Source organism: Maribacter litoralis, assembly GCF_003075045.1.
In the GTDB taxonomy this organism is placed as follows: Bacteria; Bacteroidota; Bacteroidia; order Flavobacteriales; family Flavobacteriaceae; genus Maribacter; species Maribacter litoralis.
Genome location: NZ_QCZD01000002.1, coordinates 492,078 through 513,304, shown reverse-complemented (window position 1 = coordinate 513,304; position 21,227 = coordinate 492,078). Strand labels below are relative to the sequence as shown.

The 21,227-nt window shown below is 33.9% G+C and carries 19 protein-coding genes; 2 read left to right on the top strand and 17 right to left on the bottom strand.

Annotated elements, in window-relative coordinates:
- Positions 1–22: 22 nt before the first annotated feature.
- From DCS95_RS09485 to DCS95_RS09435, 11 genes are all read right to left on the bottom strand, one after another.
- Positions 23–709, bottom strand: a complete 687-nt coding sequence (locus DCS95_RS09485) for a DUF4386 domain-containing protein (protein ID WP_071339919.1) — start codon at positions 707–709, stop codon at positions 23–25.
- 229 nt (positions 710–938) lie between these two features.
- Complete coding sequence (locus DCS95_RS09480) at positions 939–1,766, bottom strand: alpha/beta hydrolase (protein ID WP_116770538.1); 828 nt, start codon at positions 1,764–1,766, stop codon at positions 939–941.
- Positions 1,767–1,817: 51 nt separating this feature from the next.
- Positions 1,818–2,435, bottom strand: coding sequence for a hypothetical protein (locus tag DCS95_RS09475; protein WP_244178434.1), 618 nt, complete (start codon positions 2,433–2,435; stop codon positions 1,818–1,820).
- A 96-nt stretch (positions 2,436–2,531) separates the two neighbouring features.
- A complete protein-coding gene (locus tag DCS95_RS09470; protein ID WP_164674148.1) occupies positions 2,532–2,693 on the bottom strand; it encodes a glycine zipper domain-containing protein in 162 nt (53 codons plus the stop codon).
- A gap of 370 nt (positions 2,694–3,063) precedes the next feature.
- A complete protein-coding gene (locus DCS95_RS09465; RefSeq protein ID WP_116770537.1) occupies positions 3,064–4,854 on the bottom strand; it encodes a helix-turn-helix domain-containing protein in 1,791 nt (596 codons plus the stop codon).
- A gap of 428 nt (positions 4,855–5,282) precedes the next feature.
- Positions 5,283–7,502 (bottom strand): CocE/NonD family hydrolase, encoded by a 2,220-nt coding sequence (locus tag DCS95_RS09460; protein ID WP_208630756.1) that lies wholly within the window; start codon positions 7,500–7,502, stop codon positions 5,283–5,285.
- Between the two features lie 45 nt (positions 7,503–7,547).
- The gene (locus DCS95_RS09455) at positions 7,548–8,156 is read right to left on the bottom strand and encodes a hypothetical protein (RefSeq protein ID WP_116770536.1); all 609 of its coding nucleotides are present in this window, start codon (positions 8,154–8,156) and stop codon (positions 7,548–7,550) included.
- A gap of 129 nt (positions 8,157–8,285) precedes the next feature.
- Positions 8,286–9,008, bottom strand: coding sequence for a LytR/AlgR family response regulator transcription factor (locus DCS95_RS09450; RefSeq protein ID WP_116770535.1), 723 nt, complete (start codon positions 9,006–9,008; stop codon positions 8,286–8,288).
- Positions 8,995–10,086, bottom strand: a complete 1,092-nt coding sequence (locus DCS95_RS09445; protein WP_116770534.1) for a sensor histidine kinase — start codon at positions 10,084–10,086, stop codon at positions 8,995–8,997. Before DCS95_RS09445 ends, DCS95_RS09450 begins: the two co-directional genes overlap by 14 nt.
- 311 nt (positions 10,087–10,397) lie before the next feature.
- Positions 10,398–13,553 carry an ABC transporter permease/M1 family aminopeptidase gene (locus tag DCS95_RS09440; protein WP_244178433.1) on the bottom strand — a complete coding sequence of 1,052 codons (3,156 nt, stop codon included), beginning with the start codon at positions 13,551–13,553 and terminating at the stop codon, positions 10,398–10,400.
- A gap of 137 nt (positions 13,554–13,690) precedes the next feature.
- Positions 13,691–14,578 carry an ABC transporter ATP-binding protein gene (locus DCS95_RS09435; protein ID WP_116770532.1) on the bottom strand — a complete coding sequence of 296 codons (888 nt, stop codon included), beginning with the start codon at positions 14,576–14,578 and terminating at the stop codon, positions 13,691–13,693.
- Between the two features lie 208 nt (positions 14,579–14,786).
- Here DCS95_RS09435 and DCS95_RS09430 point away from each other — a divergent pair, with 208 nt between their 5' ends.
- The gene (locus DCS95_RS09430; protein WP_116770531.1) at positions 14,787–15,578 is read left to right on the top strand and encodes a sensor histidine kinase; all 792 of its coding nucleotides are present in this window, start codon (positions 14,787–14,789) and stop codon (positions 15,576–15,578) included.
- Positions 15,578–16,279 carry a LytR/AlgR family response regulator transcription factor gene (locus DCS95_RS09425; protein WP_341865184.1) on the top strand — a complete coding sequence of 234 codons (702 nt, stop codon included), beginning with the start codon at positions 15,578–15,580 and terminating at the stop codon, positions 16,277–16,279. The genes DCS95_RS09430 and DCS95_RS09425 overlap by 1 nt, the downstream gene beginning before the upstream one ends.
- Before the next feature lie 205 nt (positions 16,280–16,484).
- Here DCS95_RS09425 and DCS95_RS20520 read toward each other — a convergent pair whose 3' ends face one another.
- The 6 genes from DCS95_RS20520 to DCS95_RS09400 all read right to left on the bottom strand — a co-directional run bounded on the left by DCS95_RS20520 (position 16,485) and on the right by DCS95_RS09400 (position 20,851).
- A complete protein-coding gene (locus DCS95_RS20520) occupies positions 16,485–16,688 on the bottom strand; it encodes a TlpA family protein disulfide reductase (RefSeq protein WP_244178432.1) in 204 nt (67 codons plus the stop codon).
- Between the two features lie 3 nt (positions 16,689–16,691).
- On the bottom strand, positions 16,692–16,964 hold the full coding sequence (locus DCS95_RS20515; protein WP_244178431.1) for a hypothetical protein: 273 nt from the start codon (positions 16,962–16,964) through the stop codon (positions 16,692–16,694).
- 44 nt (positions 16,965–17,008) lie between these two features.
- The gene (locus DCS95_RS09415) at positions 17,009–18,052 is read right to left on the bottom strand and encodes a serine hydrolase domain-containing protein (RefSeq protein ID WP_116770529.1); all 1,044 of its coding nucleotides are present in this window, start codon (positions 18,050–18,052) and stop codon (positions 17,009–17,011) included.
- A 36-nt stretch (positions 18,053–18,088) separates the two neighbouring features.
- Entirely contained in the window at positions 18,089–18,943 is an 855-nt protein-coding gene (locus DCS95_RS09410) for a CPBP family intramembrane glutamic endopeptidase (RefSeq protein WP_116770528.1), read from the bottom strand.
- A 126-nt stretch (positions 18,944–19,069) separates the two neighbouring features.
- Entirely contained in the window at positions 19,070–20,179 is a 1,110-nt protein-coding gene (locus DCS95_RS09405) for an acyltransferase family protein (protein WP_116770929.1), read from the bottom strand.
- A gap of 21 nt (positions 20,180–20,200) precedes the next feature.
- Entirely contained in the window at positions 20,201–20,851 is a 651-nt protein-coding gene (locus tag DCS95_RS09400) for an ankyrin repeat domain-containing protein (protein WP_244178430.1), read from the bottom strand.
- Between the last annotated feature and the right edge of the window lie 376 nt (positions 20,852–21,227).

Genomic DNA, 21,227 nt, shown 5'->3' with positions numbered 1-21,227 from the left:
CAGAAGTAGGAGAGAAAAGCAATTACTTATAGCTAGGTCTTATGCCAAAAATTAGTAAATAACCTATCATCCAAAATTCTCCAATGGTTGCAGGTAGCGTAAGAAATCTATTGAAGCTAAAATCAATTCCTGCGTAGTGTATAACTGTAGAAATTAGATAGCCTATACCACCTAAAATAATTATTCTTCCTAACCAGACAGGCAACCTTTTAGATTTGATAACTATGTATCCCATTGGAAATAGCCATAACCCGAAAAATAGGCCACCAATACCCCAAGCATTCGAAATAATATTTTGAAAAACCTGAATTAGTAAAACTTTGTCTTCCATAGCACTTATTTCAGAATTTGCAATACCTATTGCTGAGGCGATTGAAATTGCACTTATCATAATGGCTAAAGCATTTACCATTCCCCATATACCTAGAGTCCAAGCTTCCCATTCATAATTATCTTTAAATAATTTGAAAAACCAAACTGCGGTAAGAGCCTGAGAAATTACTATGCCAAATTCTAATAGCAACCTAATTCTTGCTGTAGATTCTAATTCTACTAAATTTGTTAGCGTTTGTTCAGGATTACCAGACACAAATATTTGAGAATGAAAGACCATAAACCCTAGAATTCCTGTAATAGCCATCATTAAATACCATAAGCCAGTTATTCTAGCGGTCTTAATTAAATTTTTCTGTTCTGTATTTGCAATCATAGATTATTTATTTTTATTATTTTATACTAATTCTGACTCTGTAAAAGGGTAATTGTTACAATTTTGCCCTAATGGCACACAACGTGTTTGTATATGGTTTGTTGCGTGTTTTAAGCAACTAATTACCGACCAAGAAAATCCCCAAAGACTTTCGCAAGTAGGCAAAAAGCCAGCAACAAATTATTTACGGTGTTACCAAACGTATTTGTTGATATTACCAGCTTCGAAATCATTCCTCTTGATTAATATATTTTAACCCTTCGTATAAAGCTACTAATGGTACAGAGCGATGGTTTTCTTTTTCAAAATATTCTATTTCGATATTTAGAGGTTTATCCGATTTCTTTGTTATTAAAGTATAAAGAGAGTCGTGTCTTTGTTTATTCCTTTCGTAATTAGCCTCTCCTTGATTGGCAGTAGCGATATAAAGTTTTTTATCTAATGATATTGAGGAAATAGAATCAACTTTGTTTTTCATGATCTCCTCATTCCACCAAATACTTGGGTCTATAGAAATGTAAGCATTGAATACGCTATTTTCATCCATATAGGAATTTAGTGTAAGTAGTCCTACTAAAGAGTGCCCAACAAGAGTTCTAAACGGTTCTGTCTTATACTTTTTATCAATATAAGGTACTAGTTCTTTCTCAATGAAATTCAAAAAAATCCTTCCACCTCCCATATTATTCGGTCGTTTGGTCTTAATTTCTGTAACTGTAAAATCTCGTTCTCGGTCAACATTCTCTATGGCTATAATAATACTTTCAGGCATTAAACTGTTTCGATTCCTATTACTACTCATAAAATGTACTATACCAGATGCTGTTTTAAAATGAGTATATCCATCCAATAATATTATAACTGGATATTTTTTATCAACTTCAGATGAATTATTGTATGAATCAGGAAAACTTATTAAATAGGTTCTTTCTTCATCTAAAATATTAGATTTAATAACGAACTTACTTCCTACTATAATATCTGTTTCATTCTGTCCAAATGTGGTTTGTACTCCTGAAAGAAGAATATATAAAATTACAAATGTCAAAATTTTCATAGTTTGCTTTATATGTTTGGTAACAATAAAATATATGCAATAGATAATTTTTTATAACCAACTAAACCCTAACCCTACATTAAAAATTACTGCATCCCTATGCGAATCACCATCTAAATTTGCACGACCAAGCACTACTTTAGATTGCACATTAAGTACGAAGTTTTTCTTTTTGTAAATTTCGTAACCTGTACTTGCCATTACTGCACAACCAAAATTCCAATCGTCATTTACATTGTCTTTAATATCATATAGTGCCGGCGAATCTATTGCTAAACCAATTCCGCCATGAATCCACCAGTTGTCTTTTACCCAATATTGTAGCGATGGAATAAAGCCTCCAAAGTTCCTGTCATTATCTTGAAATTCGTATATGTTTCCTGGCATAGCGGCAGTAACAGCAAGATTTTCATTCAACATATAGCCCAACTTTAGATCTGGAAAAACAAACGTTCCTTGAGTTGTGTCGAACGTTTGAATACCTTCACTATCTTCTAAACTGATTAGACCTCCACCTACTGAAAATTCAATAATAAAGCCATCTCGCTGTGTTGTTGTTTTAGAATCTGCGTTTTGTGCATATGTTATACTTGATACTAATGCAAAGGCTACACAAGCCACTTTTAATCCGATTTGTTTTTTGATTGTTTTCATTTTAATTGATTTCATGATTGTTCGCTTTTTGATTTTTTGATTTTTGTTTCTGATGTTACAAGCATTAATAGCCAATGCTTAAAAAAAAGTGGAATGTGTAATGAGTGATTTTTATTTTTTATGATTTTTTTTGGCACCATATTCTAATGCTGAACCTATGGCAATCCCTAAAACAAACCACAATTGCATATTTGAGGTCAAGTAACCAACTATAGCACCTAGTATAATCCCTATTCCTAATTTTAGACCCTTTCCACTTTTTTCAATTTTCATTTTTGTTATAATTATTAGATTTTTGATAAAATTAAATAGACTTTGCAACCAAAAAGTTCTACTTTAAAAACCAGAACCAAATCTTTTAATCAGCAAACAGCATTCTAATTAATTGATTTTGAATTTTTAGAATAACTATTCCGATTTGATGGTACAAAGATGCCATGAACCTTGAAGCAACAGTAAACAGTTATGAAGCAAGAGTTATTAAGTTTAGCGCAAGACTATAAATTATGAAGCAACACTATAGATTATGACGAATTTTGAAATATTGCCTAAGTATAAATCAAGTAATCTCTTACTGTTACTAATTTGATGAAGTAAAACTAATTGTAGGTTATAAAAGGAAGGTTCTATTTTTTAATCAGAACTAACTATTACTCTTAAGGTAAGTATTTGGTGTAATCCCTTCTATTTTTTTAAAAAAGGTATTGAACACTGTTTTAGAGTTAAAACCACTATCATACGCTACAGCCATTAAGGTTAAACCTTTGTTTTCCTCTAGAAGAACCCGCTCTTTAAATTCGTTAATTCTATAGGTATTAACATATTCCGAGAAGTTTTTTTGAAACCCCAAGTTTAATAATTGGGATACATAGTTCGCAGGAAGTTCCAAGTAAGAAGCTAAATCTTTTAAGGATAGGTCTGGATTTAAATACAGTTTGTAGTCTATCATTATTTGCTCCAGTTCTTTGCTATACTTTTTGATTTCGTTGGAATCTAGTAAAGCCTGTTTATACTTCTTTTTCTGTTTATAATTTAAATTATCTGGAATGGCTTTTAGCATGATGTCTTTAAATCTTTTGTGATTTTTTACAGGTTTAAGAATTGGGGATGGATTCAATAATAAAATTACTGGCAAACGATTATTGTATGCTTGAGTTATTAAATCAATTACCTTTTCGTTATTATCTAACAAGGCATTTACCAATATCAAAAACGTAAATGCCTTATCTACAAGATCAGTATTTAAATACGTCTCTAATTCTTTTAATCCTTCATTACACTTTTCCGTTTCATTGAGCTTTGCATAGCACATGGTTTCACCTCCTAATTTGGTGAGGTCTTTCACAGAAACGCCTTCAAGTGAACCGAAATATGTCAAAGCTTCATTTGGTTTGCCTGACATTAATAAACAAATTCCTATATAAATTGGTGGAAAGGGTAACTTTGGGTCCAAATCTAATGCCTTTTTTAGATAAGGTATCGCAGTTTTATAATCTTCTTTCAAGTAGTACAAAAAACCCTTGTAATGATGATTTATAGCGGCATAAGGATCTAACTGTAAGGCTTTGTCAAGATAATTACTTGCCGCATCTAATTTTCCTTCCACGGTCAAAAAATTAGAAATGGTTAAGTATATATCGTCTGCTTGTTGCATCTCCAAAGCCTTATTGGCATGTTCGTAAGCTTTCTTAAGATTCCAGTTTTGCCAGCATTCTATCCAAGCCAAATTCAATTGTGACCTTGATGAGTTTGGATCTAGCTCTAATGCCTTTAACAAATAAGGCTGGGCCTTCTCGTATGCTTCAAATGCAGGTAAAAGCCCCATAGTCCCCATATTAACATAGGCTAGATTTATATCTAAATAGGGATTTGAAAAATTGGGTGACTTATGAATTACTTCTTTTAAGATATTGACACCCTTTATAGAGTTTTTATAATCTAGTCTCATCATGTAGTACCTTCCTTTCAAATATTCTCTATAAATAGCTACAGGTACATCAATAGCTTCTACTAGCTTATCTTCGATTTCCAGATGCCCTATGTGTTCGCGTAATTTTTCTGCGATAAACAGACTGATTTCATCTTGAATTTCAAAAATATTTTCAGGATTTCTATCAAAAGTTTCTGACCAGAAATGAAAGTCATCCAAAGCATCAATCATTTGCACAGTAATGCGCATTTTATTTTTGGATGTCCTTACACTGCCTTCTATAAATGTAGCCACCTTTAGTTTTTCCCTTATTTCTTTAGAGGTTACTTTTTTGTTTTTAAAATAGAAGGAAGAAGTACGAGAGGTCACTAATAATACCTTTATAGATGCTAAGGCGTTAATTATTTCTTCGGTTAAGCCATCGCAGAAATATACATTGTTAATATCATTACTCAAATTAACAAATGGCAAGACAGCTATTGATTTCTTATCGATTACAGGCATTATATAAAGCTAAATTTACAAAAACCATATAGTTTATTTAACAATTAATGGGATAACCTTGCAAATACTTCTAAAGCTTGAAATGCCATAGAACCATGTAATCAATTTGGATTACATATAATTCTATGCATATGAATGATACTCCTTTTTAAAATAATTTTTTCAAGGCCTTAAACCTATATACCGAAAAACGGAAAGTAAAGGTCATGGACTTCACTCAATTCCATAACCATTTGTGAGATGATACCAAATTCATTAAATTATTCTTTGGGGCTCCTTTTCTCAAATATTTTTACTATGGAACTCACCGCATCGTTAATTTTGCTTCGATCAATAAGTACAACCCTGCAGCCCCTCCACGGAAAAAAACAGCCAAAAGGAGAATCGAACAGGCTTTTTTTGCCAATAATATACTAATAAGAATTTGGTTATTCCTTTAGGGAATACCAAACCGGTAAGGAAATACTACTATTACCTGAAAATATAATTTTTAAAGGGACTTCTGCATCTTTAATATTTTCTTCATTCACATCCTTACCTGTTCCATAATTAAGTTGTGCATTATTATTTTTATTCACATTGACCACAGCTACCATCCTACTTCCTTTTTGTAGCTTTTTACTGATTAGTTTAGAATTGTTGAAGGACACTTGCATCTTTTTATTGGGAGTTAGCAGATGTCTGTGCTCCCTATCTTGAGCATAACTCGCTCTTCCTATATAATAGCTTAAATGAAAATAGTTCCTTTCTGGCGTTAAGTGATATAGGATAACGGAATAATCAACATCTTTTTTATTGATAGTAAATTCTAGATTCCCGAGAAAGGATCCATTTATAATCACATCCTCCTTTAAGGGTTCCGATTTAAAAAGCAATCCATCCTTTATATTGATGTTTTCTTTTTCTAAAGGCCAAGGATAATACCCTGTGTTATTCATGCTTTCTCTATCTTTAAAATCAACAGTTAAATCAATTTTAGAAGTATTTGATTTCGATTTAAGCGCATAAAAATCATCCGTTTTATCATCACTGAAATGAAAAGTCAACGTATCGTTGGTCATGGCACTTAAACTCGGTTTGTGCATCCATGTATTGGTTCCCATTACCTGAAAATTCACTTTATCCCTTAGAATATTTGGTTTTTCTTTACCTTTTAAGATGTAATCGAACCATTGATAAACCAAGTCATATCTAATGTCAATTAAGGCGGTTTTATCTAATTTATAATTCCTTAAGAACTCCTGAGGTTGGGTTTGTGCCGTCCAATGATCGTAAGGTCCTACCAATACATAGTGATTTGGATTTTTTACATACTTAGTATGCTGGTCATAATAATATAGGGCTCCTCTTTGAGAATCGTCATAATAGCCTGTTATGGTCAAAATTGGAATGTTGATTTTTAAAAATTCTTGTTTATAAGGAATCATTTTCTTCCAGTAATCATCATAACTAGGATGCTGCATATAGGCATTCCATAATCTATTGACTTGACCATCCAAGCTATCCAATCTATTAAAGGCAACTCCAGTGGTATACCACGTATTTTTTAAGGTATTCCATCGAGTAAAATCTTGGGAGGCTTTAAAATCCAAAAACTTATTATTGGTTACATAAAAATTCCAAGAATAGGAATAATTATGTAGTATATTGTTTTCCATTGGATAATCAATTCCTGGTGCAATGGCTACCATGGGAACAATGGTTTTTAAAGCTGAATGCACTTTATATTTCATGGATGCCCATTGGGTAAATCCGTTATAACTACCACCGTACATTCCTACTTTTTGATTTGACCACGGTTGTTTACTAATCCAATCGATCACTTCATAGACATCCGTATTTTCGTGTTCTAGAGGCTTTACCGGTCCTTTGCTTAATCGTTTCCCCCTTGTATTGGCGATTACTCCAACATAGCCTTTTGAGGCGGATAACATTGCCCCAGTCTCATTGGTACCTGCGTAAATAGAAGCAATTAAGATGGCCGGTTTCTTCGCTTTATCACTTTCTTTTCTTTCAACCACTACTACGGAAACCTCTGCCCCATCTTTCATGGGCACTATTATACTGTCATTTATTCTATATCTGCGTTTATGGTCTTGTTTTATGGCTTCAAAAAACAGATTTCTGGTGGATTCATAAACCGTTTTTAAGAAATATTTGTGGATTAAATTTTGTGAGGTTTCCTTTGAAATCGTTTCAGTAGTTATATTTTCATACGTACGTTCAAAATCAGAAATAAAATAGTCCGTACCATCTCTGGCAATTAATGTGTCATCTAAATTAAGTACCTGAAAATCATCGGCCTTTGTCACATAGGATTTATATAATTCTTTAAAGGCCACTTGAAAGTTAGGTGTGAGTTTTGCTTTGGCATACTGGTGATATAAATCTAAATAGATCTGTTCCGTTTTTGGCTTGTCCTTAGTTTCTTTCTCGATAGTTGCTATGGCATCGTCATATTTTTCACTTACGATTTGAACCTTGATTAAGTCCAATCCTGCCAATTCTTTTAGCGGATAGGATACAGCCAAAGCTTGCATTTGATTGGCAAGCGCCTTAGCATTGGACTTTGGTACCGTTTTAAATTCAAATCCTTGTCCAAAAGAAGTAATATGAATTAGAAATAATATCAGCAATATTCTTTTCATTGTTTCCTTTTTAAAAGTGCAATTGGAAAATGCTCAATTTTCATTTTAGTTTGAATACAGTTTTAACTCCTCTTCGTATAAAAAATCATCTTGAGTTTGGATAAGTTTTATGAAATTTTTTATAGCCGGAGCATACAACCACACTTCATCAGTTTTGGCATTATACCCTCTCGAATTTGTAATTACACCTTTGTATTGAATCGTATAGGCCATGAATGTTCCTGCTTCTACTGTTTCTTCCTTAAAGGATAAAACCTCTACATCTTGACTTTGCTTTCCTGTGGTACCATCTTGACTTGTCCAATTTTTTTCATATTTCCACTTTTTACCCACTTCCAAAGGCCAATCATATTTTGGCGTTTCGCTTTCTTCCGGTTTTACGATATCTGTTACCGGAATCGTATCATTACCCATAGTCATCCCTAAAACACCATCCGCAATAACTACTTCTCGTGTATCTTCCCCTTTTGAGCGTACCTCGCCTTCGGTGGTTACACCTTTATACTTCCAGATCCATTTTTCTCCAACGGTGTAATCGGATAAAGTTGGTTGCGCAGCGATTTTTAAGGTGTCATTGGTGCATGAATATAGTCCCATAATGATCAAAACAATTAGAATTACAGATAGGTGATAATTATTTTTGAAGTTACACATCGTTCTATTTTTTTAATTAAAATTTTATCTATGAAGCAAAGAAATGTTGAATATATAAATGTGAAAAGGGAAAGTACAGGAACGTGAATAAAAGAAAATAAGCGTAAAATTAATTTACAAACCAATCAATTATAAGCTATTCCAGTTTTTAAACTTAACAGACTGTCGGCTTGAAACTTCAATCTTTTCACCAGAAATCAAGATGATGTGTAGCTTATTATTAAAATGCGGGTGAATTTCTTTAATAAAATGTGTGTTGATAATTTGACTCCTATTGGCTCTAAAAAACACGGTGGTATCTAACTTTTTTTCAAGTAGATTTAATGAACGTTTGATCATAGCCCTTTTACCACCAAAATATAGGCGCGCATAATTATCCATCGATTCAATATAGTAGATATCAGAGATTGGAATGAAGTAACACGATTCGCCGTCTTTAATAAATATCTTTTTGTGCATGGGCAAAACATCTTGTGACACCTTTGCCTTCTCTGCCAACTCCTGCTTTACTTTTTCTATGGTTTTTGCAAAACGTTCTTCCCGTAAGGGTTTAACTAAATAGTCTAATGCGTTTAATTCGAAAGCTTTTACAGCGTATTGGTCAAATGCAGTGGTAAAAACAACTTCTGGAACGGTGGTTAATTCTTCTAATAAATCAAATCCTGACTTTTCAGGCATATGTATGTCCAAAAATAATAGGTCTGGATCTACGTCCGCTATTAATTTTATGGCCGCATCCACATTGTTTGCCTCACCAACCACTATAAATTCTGGATATTTTTTTAAAGCACGTTTTACCTCTTCTCGCGCTAAACGTTCATCATCGATAATAACCGCTTTATATGTTTTCATCTGTTTTATAGGGTACTAGTATAGTCGCTTGCACTACATTATTAGCTATTTCTTCTAAAGTAAAAGAAGCCTCTTTATTATATTGAAGCTCCAGGCGCTTCTTTAAGTTCATTAAACCTAAACCTTTTGCAGATTTAGTATCAGTTAATTTTCCTGGATTTTGAACTTGTATATAGACTTGATCTCCGTTCTTACCAATTTTCAAAGTTATTAGCCCACCTTCAATAACTTTGTCAATTCCATGTTTAATAGCATTTTCTATCAACAATTGGATGCTCAAAGTGGGAATTTTAAAATGGGCTAACGTTTTATCAATGGTGATATCAATGGTCAATCGTTCTTCAAAACGAAGTTTTTCCAGCTCTATATAATCATTTACTAAAGCTAATTCGTTTTTTATTGAAATTAGGTCTTTTTCTTTTTCATATAATGAGGAACGTAATAAGTCGGACAATAGGTCTATCCCACGTCTAGCTACATTAGGGTTCTCAACAATTAAGGACTTTATTGAATTTAAAGAATTAAATAAAAAATGTGGGTTTAGTTGAGCCGATAAATTATCTAATTGTGCTTGTTTTGCCACTAAGGAAAGTTGAGCATATTCTCTTGCAGTTACAACTTCTTTTTGATAATAGTGATACAGATGATACGCTAAAATCCAGATAGACATTAACCTTAAACCGGTAAGTAATATCGGGTCCCAATAAAGAAGCGATACCCATATATCCTTATCTTGTTCTGCGATCAAGGTCCAGTAACCATACCACTTTAAATTGTTCAAAAGCACATATAAAAAAGCCAATAAAAGTATACTGGTAATTACTCGAATAAGCAGCCTTTGGATGGGTAATTGACTCCAATTGGCCTTTAAAGCATATGTTCTGTACATATGGGTCAGGAAAATTCCGATGCCTACATCCAAAACATAATTACAGAAAGTGTAAAATACCCCATAGTCATCCCTAGTGTAAACCGTGTATGCCCAATAGACTGAAACCGTACACCATCCTAATAATTGGCACTTCCAATAAAGAGCCTTTGTAGTATTATTTTTGAGTGTTTTTGTATTGCTATTCATTCATTTACAAAGAAACACATTGATTTTAAATACGGAAAGGAAAAATACATAGACGCACGATTGAAGGTTTAAACGTAAATCGAAATAAAGTTTCCTCCCATGTCTATTACTCTCCCCCCGATAGCAATCCGGATTGAGACGTATAATTATTGTTAACTCAGGTCATTACTATTTTTATAAACTGTAATAACCTGATCTTCCGCTTCGGCATATTCATTGCTAGTTACTTATTTAGTTCGGTATTCATGGCCCTCGTAATAAACTCTAATTTTATAAGATGTTCAATCTTAATTCCGTAACCTAGTAAGACATTACAATTCTAAAGGCTTAACACTTTCAAATAGATCAACTATTACATACTGTAACGAATCTGGTGTAACCGCTCTAAAATAGCCCAACAAGTCTTGACTGGTGGCATAGCGATTGGTATTCATTTTTAGCTTACCGTTTGTAGTATTCCAATCTTCCAAAAAGCGTCTTATAGATGTATTGACCTGCTCCTCGCCTATTGCCTTTTGAAATTGATACATGTTAATGACACCTTTGGCATAATAAATATAGTCTTGATTATCTACTAAAGCTAAAGTTGGTTCTGCTCCAGATTCTCTGAGTTTGCCTTCTTCATATTTCTCTAATTGTAACTCTAAAAATTGCTGAACCTTTTCTTTTGGATAGTGCGCTTTTAAAACCATCATGGCTGCATATTGAGAAAGCGTTTCCAAAATAAAGTATTGCCCTTTTACATTTGCGGCTTCTACTTGCATAGCAAACCATTGGTGGGCAATTTCGTGTGCAGTTACATAAAATGCCATATCTACATCGGTTTCATCATCAATATCTAAAACAAAACCTATAGATTCTGAGAATGGAATAGTGCCCGGAAATGATTGTGCAAATTGCGCATAACGCGGAAACTCCATTATACGTAACTGTTCATATTGATACGGACTGAAACTCGTGCTATAGTAATCTAATGAGGCTTTCATAGCCGTCATCATTCTATCTATGTTATACTCATGACCTTTATGATAGTAAATTTCCAGATCTACTTGTTTCGAAAAAGCATCAGATTTTGAAATCCATTTGTCTTTTTTTATGTCATACCTTGCTGAAACAATTGAGTAAAAATCAATCATTGGAATTTCCATTTTATAATGAAAATAATTACGATTATTTTCTGTCCACTCCCTCAATAAATTCCCAGGAACTAAAGCTGTTTGGTCAATCTCTGTTCCTATGACCATTTCAAAATGAATACCATCAGAATCACTACCAGATCTTGCATTCATTAATTCTTTCACGTCATTTCTATTAGCTCTATTTATTCTTTCAGGTAAATTATATTCTGAACGTTCTTTGCTATCACTTAGCTCATATTTTCTGTTATAGCCTAATGTTGGTAAGTCTTTATTGTTAAAGAATGTTCCATTTTCAACAATATTAACATTTGAATTACCTGCTTCAAATCCATTCGTAGTGAATGACTGCTTAAAGTTCATTTTAATTGAATCTCCAGGATTCAAAGGGCTATGCAACTGATAGATGGTATAATCGTAGGAAGCGTATGTATTATTTTCTGTTGCGCCTCCATCAAAAGTGACAGCATCTAATGTGATATTCTCTTCGATTAGTTTCTGAATATGAATCTCATTAATGGGTTGCGCGTTGGTGTTTTTTAATATATAATACCCTTCCGCAGTATAATCTCTTGATACAGGATACAATACCACTTTTAAATTCACACCTACTATTTTGGGCTGTGGTATATATTCAAACTGTTTGAGTTCCTTTTCATAACCTACTCTAAATTCAGTTGCTTTAGTATTGGTCCAATAAGTGTTTAAAATATTCGTATTGTAAAAGATTAAACTTCCCATGAGTATAAATACTAAAAAGACCATAGAACCAACTTTAAAAAGCGGCTTGCTCAATCTATTTTTGCTAGCTCTTATGCGTTGCATCAAATTGGTTTCAGTACCTCTTACATTTACTAAAGACCCAATAATTAGTAATAGTATTCCGAAGAGAAACCAATATGATTTAATTAACAGATAGGGTTTTAAAAAATGACCATAACCATTCATATCAGAATACGTTCCTAAAGCACTTCCTCCGAAAAAATATAAATCGTGATCAAACCCGAATAAACCTAAAGCAACATTGGCTATAAAAAATATAATCACCAACATGATGCCTACAAATTTATGGTTTACCACAGATTGAATAAAAAATGCAATGCATGTATACAGTGCTAAAAACGGTAAAATCTCTAAGAAGAAACCATAAAAATAGACTTGGAATTCATATTTGTAATACCCACTTAATGTTTGAAATAGAATACCTGAACCAATTAGTGCGAGCATTAATACTACATACACTACGTTTAATCCAATGTATTTACCAATTAGTTTGATAAAACTAGATATTGGTGTTGCGTCATAGATCAAATCTAATTTAGCACCTCGCTCTTTCCATACCAATTCACCTGAATAAAACACTAAAATTATTATGAAGAAATAAATAGATGTTTCTTTGAGTTCTTCAACAATAAAATAGGTTGCTGGATAGCTATCCACACCATACACAGTTCCAAGGTTTACGGAATTAATAAGAATGATAATCATCCCACAAATAACAATTCCCCAAAATGATGCTTGCTTGCAAATACTGATAAAGTAAAACCAAGAAAATTGTTTTAATTGATTCCATTTTGAAAGTAATCCATATTGCTTTGTAGCTTCAGGAATTTCTATACCACTAACAACACTAGTGCTTTTACCAACTAATTTTTCAACTTGCTTTCTCTTTGATTGCTTTTCTTTAACAACATTAAAATTGAATTTTTTATACCCATAGATTAGCGCAAGTATTCCTAGAGAAACCCAAAACAGTTTGTTATATAGCAATGCTCCAATAAAAGGAAGTTCTTGTGTGCTTTTTTCTAAAGCTGACCAAGACTTTGTCGCAAAAGTGGTTGTTGTTAGCGAAAATGGATCTAGAATGGCTTGCCAAAATTCATTAGTGATAGCTTTGGTTAGCATAAAAACCACAAATAAAATAATACCTTGTGTATAGACTACCACCAGGTTTCTGCTTAAAGCACCTGTAACAAAAAATAACGAAGCTCCAAAAAATAACGTTGGTAACGTTACCATTAAAAATGTCTTTATATAAATAATGGCATTAAACCCTAATAGATCTTCTGGATTATGCCATGGCATAAATTCGCTTAGCATCATGCCAAATAAAATACCTGCAAATACAAATAGCAAAACTGCAAACGATCCTAAAAATCGACCTAGTAAATAATCTCTTTTGTTGATTGGTGCAGAAAATAGCAATGATTCTATATTGTATTCAAAATCCCTTAGTACAGAGACGCCCATTATCATTGAGGCTAAAATCATAAATATACCGGTAATGGCTCCCATTGTTTTTGCAATCACTATGGGTGAGTTTTTTTTCATAAGACCCATTTCTGAACCTTGAAAAATAAAGTCAACACCAACAATTGAAAATAGAAATAGAAAAAGGAAGAACACATACGTATCTGGCCTTTTAACACGATATTGTATTTCGAACTTAAAAATTTGGTACCACATAATTAATGAGATTTAAGGTTAGTAGTATTGAATATTTCCGAAAAATAGACGTCCTCTAATTCGGCATTAATAAGCGAAAAACCGTCTCCTGGATTTGTATCACTTACGATATGAATGGTTGGTTTCCCAAGAAATAATCGTTCACTGATGACCTGATAATTTTCTTTATATAGGTTCAATTCTGATTTCTCGATTGTTTTTTTATAGACTTTATCCTTTAGACCTTCTAGTATTTGCAACGGCTGCCCTTTTAAGCATACTTGTCCTTGATTAATAATGGCCATATTTGTGCAGAGCTCTTTGACATCGTCAACAATGTGTGTGGATAAAATAACCACGGTATGTTCCCCAAGCTCGCTTAGAACGTTGTAAAATCGATTGCGTTCTACGGGATCCAATCCTGCAGTGGGTTCATCTACAATAAGTAACTTCGGATTGTTAAGTAAGGCTTGTGCAATACCAAAACGTTGCTTCATTCCGCCAGAAAATCCTTTAAGGTTTTGTTGTCGTACGTCATATAAATTGGTTTTATACAAAAGCACTTTCACTAATTCTTTGCGTTCAATTTTATTAGTGATGCCTTTAAGCACTGCAAAATGATTAAGTAACACCTCGGCCGATATTTTTGGGTACAAGCCAAATTGTTGCGGCAAATAACCTAATACCTGCCGCAATTCATTTTTTTGTTTCAATACATCGATGTCTCCAAGAACAATGGAACCAGCATCGGCTTCTTGCAGTGTTGCAATAGTTCGCATTAACGTAGACTTGCCAGCACCATTTGAGCCTAATAGACCAAACATGCCTGTTGGTATATCTAGTGAAATGTTTTGTAAAGCTTTAATCCCGTTTGAATACGTTTTTGATAGATTGTCAATTCTAAGTTCCATATTGTTCGTTTTTCGATTGATTGAGGCAAACTTATAGTGGGCCTTAATTGTAAAAAACAAAAAGTGACACATCTGATGTTAGGCGTGATACAACACCTTAAGAAGGGTACAAACGTACTTTATCCCAACTAAGTAGGTGTTTATCCCTGTGTATCTATTGTTTGTCAACTAATTTGTAGGAGGAATTTTATTTAATTAATCTTGACCTATGAAGTTGAAAATTTCAGATAGAAAAAAGAAAATTATAAACAGGGTTTATAATATATCCCTTGTAATTATAGGTTTAGTCATTGTAATCTTTAATGACACTTTTGGTAAATTAGAAGGGTTTGCTGAGTTTGTTGTATTGTACTTTATTTTCTTGATCGTTACAATTGCCCACTGGGTTTTTAAACAGATCAAATCAATTATTCGATTAAAGAATGAAAAAGAAAAAACAGAATTACTGCATTTAAAAAGTCAGGTAAACCCACATTTCTTCTTCAATACGCTCAACAATTTGTACGGATTAATGGAAAAAGATTCTAAGGAAAGGGAAATGGTACTAAAACTTTCTGATATGATGCGATATAGTATTTATGAGGGCCAAAAAGATCGGGTTAGCCTCAAACAAGAATTAGATTACTTAAAGAACTATATTGAACTTCAAGGAATACGCTATCATAAAAAGTCTGATGTTCAATTTAATTCTGAAATTGAGAATCCGCAAGCTAAAATTATGCCTTTACTATTTATTATTCTAGTAGAGAATGCTTTTAAGCATGGCTTGGAAAATTTAGAAAAAGACGCGTATATCCATATTAACTTAACCGAAAAGGATAATAACGTAAATTTCATAATTGAAAATAATTTTGAATTACAACAAGCACCCAATACAGAAGGTATTGGTTTAAAAAACTTAAAGAGAAGATTAGAGCTAGTTTACTCCAATAAGCATGCTCTTTCTTTTGACGTAAACACAACTAGTTATACAGTTAAACTATCTCTAAAATTAAAATAATGAGATATCTAATCATAGATGATGAACATATAGCCCATAAGATTATCATGGAATATTGTGAAATGCTTCCACATATGAAGTTGCAGAAAAACTGTTATAGTGCTTTGGAAGCGCTTGAGTATTTGAATACACATCAAGTTGAATTAATCTTTTTAGATATAAATATGCCCAAGTTAAAAGGATTTGAATTTTTAAGAACCTTATCATCACCTCCTAAAGTTATTGTCACGACCGCCTATAGTGAATTCGCAATTGAAGGCTACGAATTAAACGTTGTAGATTACCTGTTAAAACCATTTAGTTTAGAACGTTTTTTGAGTGCTATTAATAAAGTAACGTCTTCGACCATTAGTACAATAAGTATGGGAAGGCAGCAGAATATAAAGCCTGAAGGAAAGCATATTTTTTTAAAGCAAAATAATAGTCATGTTCAGGTAGCTATAGATTCCATACTATTTATTGAAGCTTCTGGAAACTATACCAAAGTTGTTACTACTGATGGAATCATCAGCATTCGAGAAAAAATATCGGATACGATACAATTATTTTCAGACAATGATTTTCTTCAAGTTCATAAGTCTTTTGCAGTTGCAAAAAAGCATATACGTAGTGTAGAAGGCAACAGAATTTACATTGGAGATCATAAAGTTCCCATAGGACAGACTTATAAATCAAATGTCAATAAACTATTATTAGGTTAACCGTTGTGAAGGAATCCTAGTTAGTTTTAGCCTAAACGTTTCAATAATCTGAGCATTAAACCAAAAGATATTTGCATAACTTTCGTCTAAAGTATCACCCAATTTTATTATGGCTGCTTTTGGAAGCGAAATGTCTTTAGTCTTTTGTAATTTACAAGATGTATAATGTCGTTTTTTATATCAGGCGCTTCTACCTTACTTAGAATTAAGGCAAATTCAAATTTTTAAGTATTTCAAGGAATTTTGTTCTCCCAACCTTTCCTACAGCGTAATCAATTACATTTCCTTCAGAATCAATAAAAACTGTAGTTGGGGTAGCGCCAATGTTATAGTGCTTTGCGAGTTCTTTATCATTAGGGTCATCAATATTAATCTCAACGGGTATATCTTTCGCATTAATGGCATTCATAGCTTATTTGTCTCCAAAAATTTCACGCTTCATAATGCGACAAGGCGAACACCATTCCCCGGTAAAAAATAACATTATATTTTTGTCAGAACTGTCAGCAAGCTTTTGAGCAGACACCATGTCATCATTCCAAACCATATCATTTGAAGGCACATAGAATGAATACCATGCATACCAAAGAGAAACAACAAGGAAAGTGAGCCAGAACCAGCGCCAAAAAGGATGAGATTTAGTTTTCATGAGCTTGGGGGTATTGTTTGATGCATTTGTTTCCATAGTATCTGTTTTTTTTATCAAGTATATTAATTTTAAGGTATTGGTTACTTTCTCCTTTTCAGGATTTTTACAATTCTATTATTAATTTTTTCTGAGACGTTCCAAGAGTATCCGCCACTGGTATTTACAAATTGAACAACCACAGCATCAATATCTTTGTGATATTTGGCAATACTGCTGTAACCTGGTAATAATCCAGTATGTTCATATACATAGATTGACGAATAGATATCTTGTTCCTTATCATTTAGCAATGAGCCGTCGTTCAACGCCCTCAAGAATATACCCACGTCCTGTGCTGTAGCCACCATGGAGCCGGCAGGGCTTACAAAATCATTAGGCTTTAGGTCTGGCTCATAATCCACGGCATATCCGCTCATTACATCGTCTAAATTCACATCACTTAGCAAACTGTAGGTATGGTTGAGCCCGAGGGGCATTAAAATTTCTTTTTTAATAAATTGGTGATGACTATATCCCAATGTTTTATCCAAAATATCGCCAATCAACAGATAATTGGTATTTGAGTACCTATATTTTTTATCCGGTTTAAAATCGGCAGGAGTATCGAGGACCAAATCGAGCGATTCTTTGGTATTTTTCGAATAGTCGTTTATCCAAAAATCTGGAGAGTCGGTGTAATTCGGAATACCACTCCGATGTTGCACCATCATTCTCAAGGTGATTTTATCCGCATTTTCAATTCGTCCCACTAGTTCCGGCATATAATCAGTGAGCGTTTTGTCTAAAGACAACTGATTGTCATTAACTAATTTTGCTACGGCAACAGCAACATACAACTTGCTAATGCTGGCAATCCGGAATAAAGCTTTTGGGTTGGCAGGAATTTTATTCTTTCGATCCTGCCAACCAGCGGCATAAAATTGAGGTGGCTTACCAGCTTGGTCTACATAAACAATCATGCCGTTCAATCCGTATCCAATAGCATCATTGACCTGTTCTTGAACCGTATCAGGTAATGGTGTTAACAGTAATCTTAGCAAAATCCATGGTACAAAGAATAGTGAGCTGATACTTGCCATAATTAATATGATTTTGAGTATTCGTTTTGATTGTTTCTTTGCCATAATACGGTTGTCTGTTTCATATTATTGTCTTAAAACCTATAGGTTCTCAACTTTTGCCTTTCGCCAAAAATAGATGGCAAATAGCGTCGTAATTATCGGTAGCATGAGTCCGTATTCATCTATCCAAAAAGTAGTGCGGTCATTTGTTATCGTCAACGGCGTGAAAATCTTCTGTATGAATATATTGTGTACGGAATGAAATAGGGCCGCAGGCCACAAGCTGTTGGATTTAAAAGTATAGTAGGCCAAAATGACCGAAATTGCAACTATCATTACGGTAAAAGCTGTAATGTGTAGCAACAGGTTTCCACTTCCCTTGTATATCAAAAAGATAATTGGCCAATGCCATATCGCCCAAATTAGGCCACTAATTATAGAAACAGTGCCAAAGGAAAATAGTTTCCGAAGTTCGTAGATGAAGAATCCCCGCCATCCTATTTCCTCGCCCAATGTCGAACCAATGTTCTTTACAACACCAACAATAGATAAGAGAACAATCATAGTCAATAGTATAATAGTACTACTGAAACCTTCCATGCCTAATTCTTGCGACCACTCGGTGATAGTTTCCTGATTGATCACATCTCCAAAACCGATAACCCAGATTAATATATAAGAAATCATAATGTAGGTTACCGGAATCAAATACGATAGGCGTAAATTTTTCAAACTTTTCAGACCCCAAGAAAGACTTGAAATCGGTCTTTTCATTAGCTTCAATGTAATGAAGGCCGAAAGTGTAGGGCACATCATCAAAGCTCCGACATAGATACTTGTCGGATTCAATCTCAGTATTGCATAGTAGCAAACAGCACTTAGCAAGGTTAAAATTCCCAAAAACAACAGTATTGTTTTCAAGACTTGTTTTAGATGGCTTAATTTTTTCGACATTTTAATATTTTTAAAGAAGACTTAATAAACCTAGGCTTGTTACATTTCAACTTTCAAGACTATCAAAAAAGCAACATGAAAGTATCTTAAAAAGTGTGACCAATCGTTCGGTTTTTTAAATTGGAACTAATTTGAAGAGTCCTTAATTTTTAGATTATACATTTTCATGAGCTTTTTTGCATTATTGGATTTCCATTTAAGTCCAAATAATGGCTTTAAGAATCCTATCCTTTTAATCATAAATTCATAAATGAGATAGCAGGCTAAAACTGTAAAAGCTACAATACCTACGAATTTCAATAAGATAGGTATTTCCAATGGCAATATGAACATAGCCCCTGCGTACAAAACAAACATGTGTATAATATAAACAGGATACGCTGCTTGGCTCAAATAACTCAGGATTTTACTTGGTTTGTTCAAGTACTTATATCCGAGGCCAAAAACGCCGAAAATCCAACAATTGGATTCGATAGCCGTAAGATGACCGGGTGCTTCCGTCGCGTAATTAAAATATCTTATACCGAACAGCACGACGGCCAAACCAATATATAACCAGCGCCATTTTAAAACGGTCCGCCAGAATGTTTTACCACTGTACACGAAAAGAAAGCCGAAAAAGAAGGCCAAAAATCCATTAACAAAGCCATGCCAAGTCTGGGCGTATAATGCAAACAGCGAGGGCTTTACCAACAGAACCTCTAAGACAAAAAATAGGGATACCAATAAAGGCCCACCAGGATGGCTCATTAGCCACAATAACACTCTTTTAATTTTACCGTTTCCATTATTTTTTAAGTAGTAAAAAAAAGGCAAGAGCAAGAGTATGTACACAAAGATATTTCCCAAGAACCATAAATGACCTTGATGGGGGAAATACCCCAAAGGCATGTTATAGTATTCCTGAAAAATAAACATGTGCAGGGTGGTAATGACAACGATACCAAATAGGAAAGGCAAGAGAATCCGCTTTGTGCGCTCTAAAAGTAATTGCCTCCAATTTCGTTTACGCATAGCGAAATAAAGCCCCATTCCGGAGACATAAAATAACAACGGAATTCGCCAGACGTTGAGCATGGTCATTGGTTTCCATAGGCTCTCTAGGGATTCATCGCTCTTGATAAAACCAATGAACATGGCCCAAGGCTGGAATATGATGGCTATGTGATAGATGAGTAGCAAGCCTATTGCTATGACCCTTAGCCAATCAATGTCGTATCTTCTTTCCGTTTTCATCATGTTTAATTTTAAAATCGTTTATTGCAACATCATTGCTATGACCGGACGGGTTTTTTCGATTTCGGTCAACTCAATTTTCAAACCTATCGGCCCTAATTGTTGCTGTAGCATTTCATAAATGGGTTTTATTTCTCCAAATGGCCCTATTACACTTTCCCTTGGTGTCATACCAAAGTTGTTTTTAGCGGTCTTATCGGCTTTGGCATCAATAAGTGACTGTACGACTTCGACTCTACAAAAGAATGCGGCCGTATGCAAAGCTGTTGCACCATCGTTATTTTTAGCCGATAAATCCGCACCGGCATCAATAAGGGCTTGAGCAATTTTATTCTTTCCAAAGCTAGCTGCTGTGATTAGTGGCGTGGCCCCGGTCATAGGGTCTTTTTTGTTCAAATCTGTTCCTGCCGAAATATGCTGTTTAACAGCTTCTAAATTATCGGATAGTATTGCAGCTTGAATATCAATTTCGGGTTTCATAACTTCTGCCTTGATTTCGGTAGTACTGGTTGCATCATCTTTTAACTTTTCACTCGACTGACCGCATGCAGCCGTAAGTAAAAGGAGTAATAAAGACATGTTTACCAATGTTCTCAAATAATTGATTTTAAATCTTTTAGCCATGTCTTTATTATTTAATTTTAATAGATAGTTGTGAGCATTTGATTTCATGATTTTGAATTTTAATTGTTTGCTATAATTTTTGTTATGAGAAGGGATAGACTTTGATTAGGGCGTACCCCTTTTTCTAAGCTTATAAGGTGTGTTTCTTAATGAAGGTATTCTTTTGGTGTTGCCAAACGGATTCTCTTGCTGTCCTTCATGTGACTGAAGTAAGTAAACCTTCTAAATTCCATAGGCGATTGACTGATGAATGTTTTACACATGGCTTTGATATTTGATTTTTATAAGTATTCGTGAATCTTTGATTTCATGACTGTGTTGTTTTTTATTTTTTCTTATTGACCGTAATCAGCGGTTAAAGTTTCTGTACTGCGCCCATAGGGTTCTCTTACTGTTGCTGAATGATGAGAAGTACTGTCCAGTC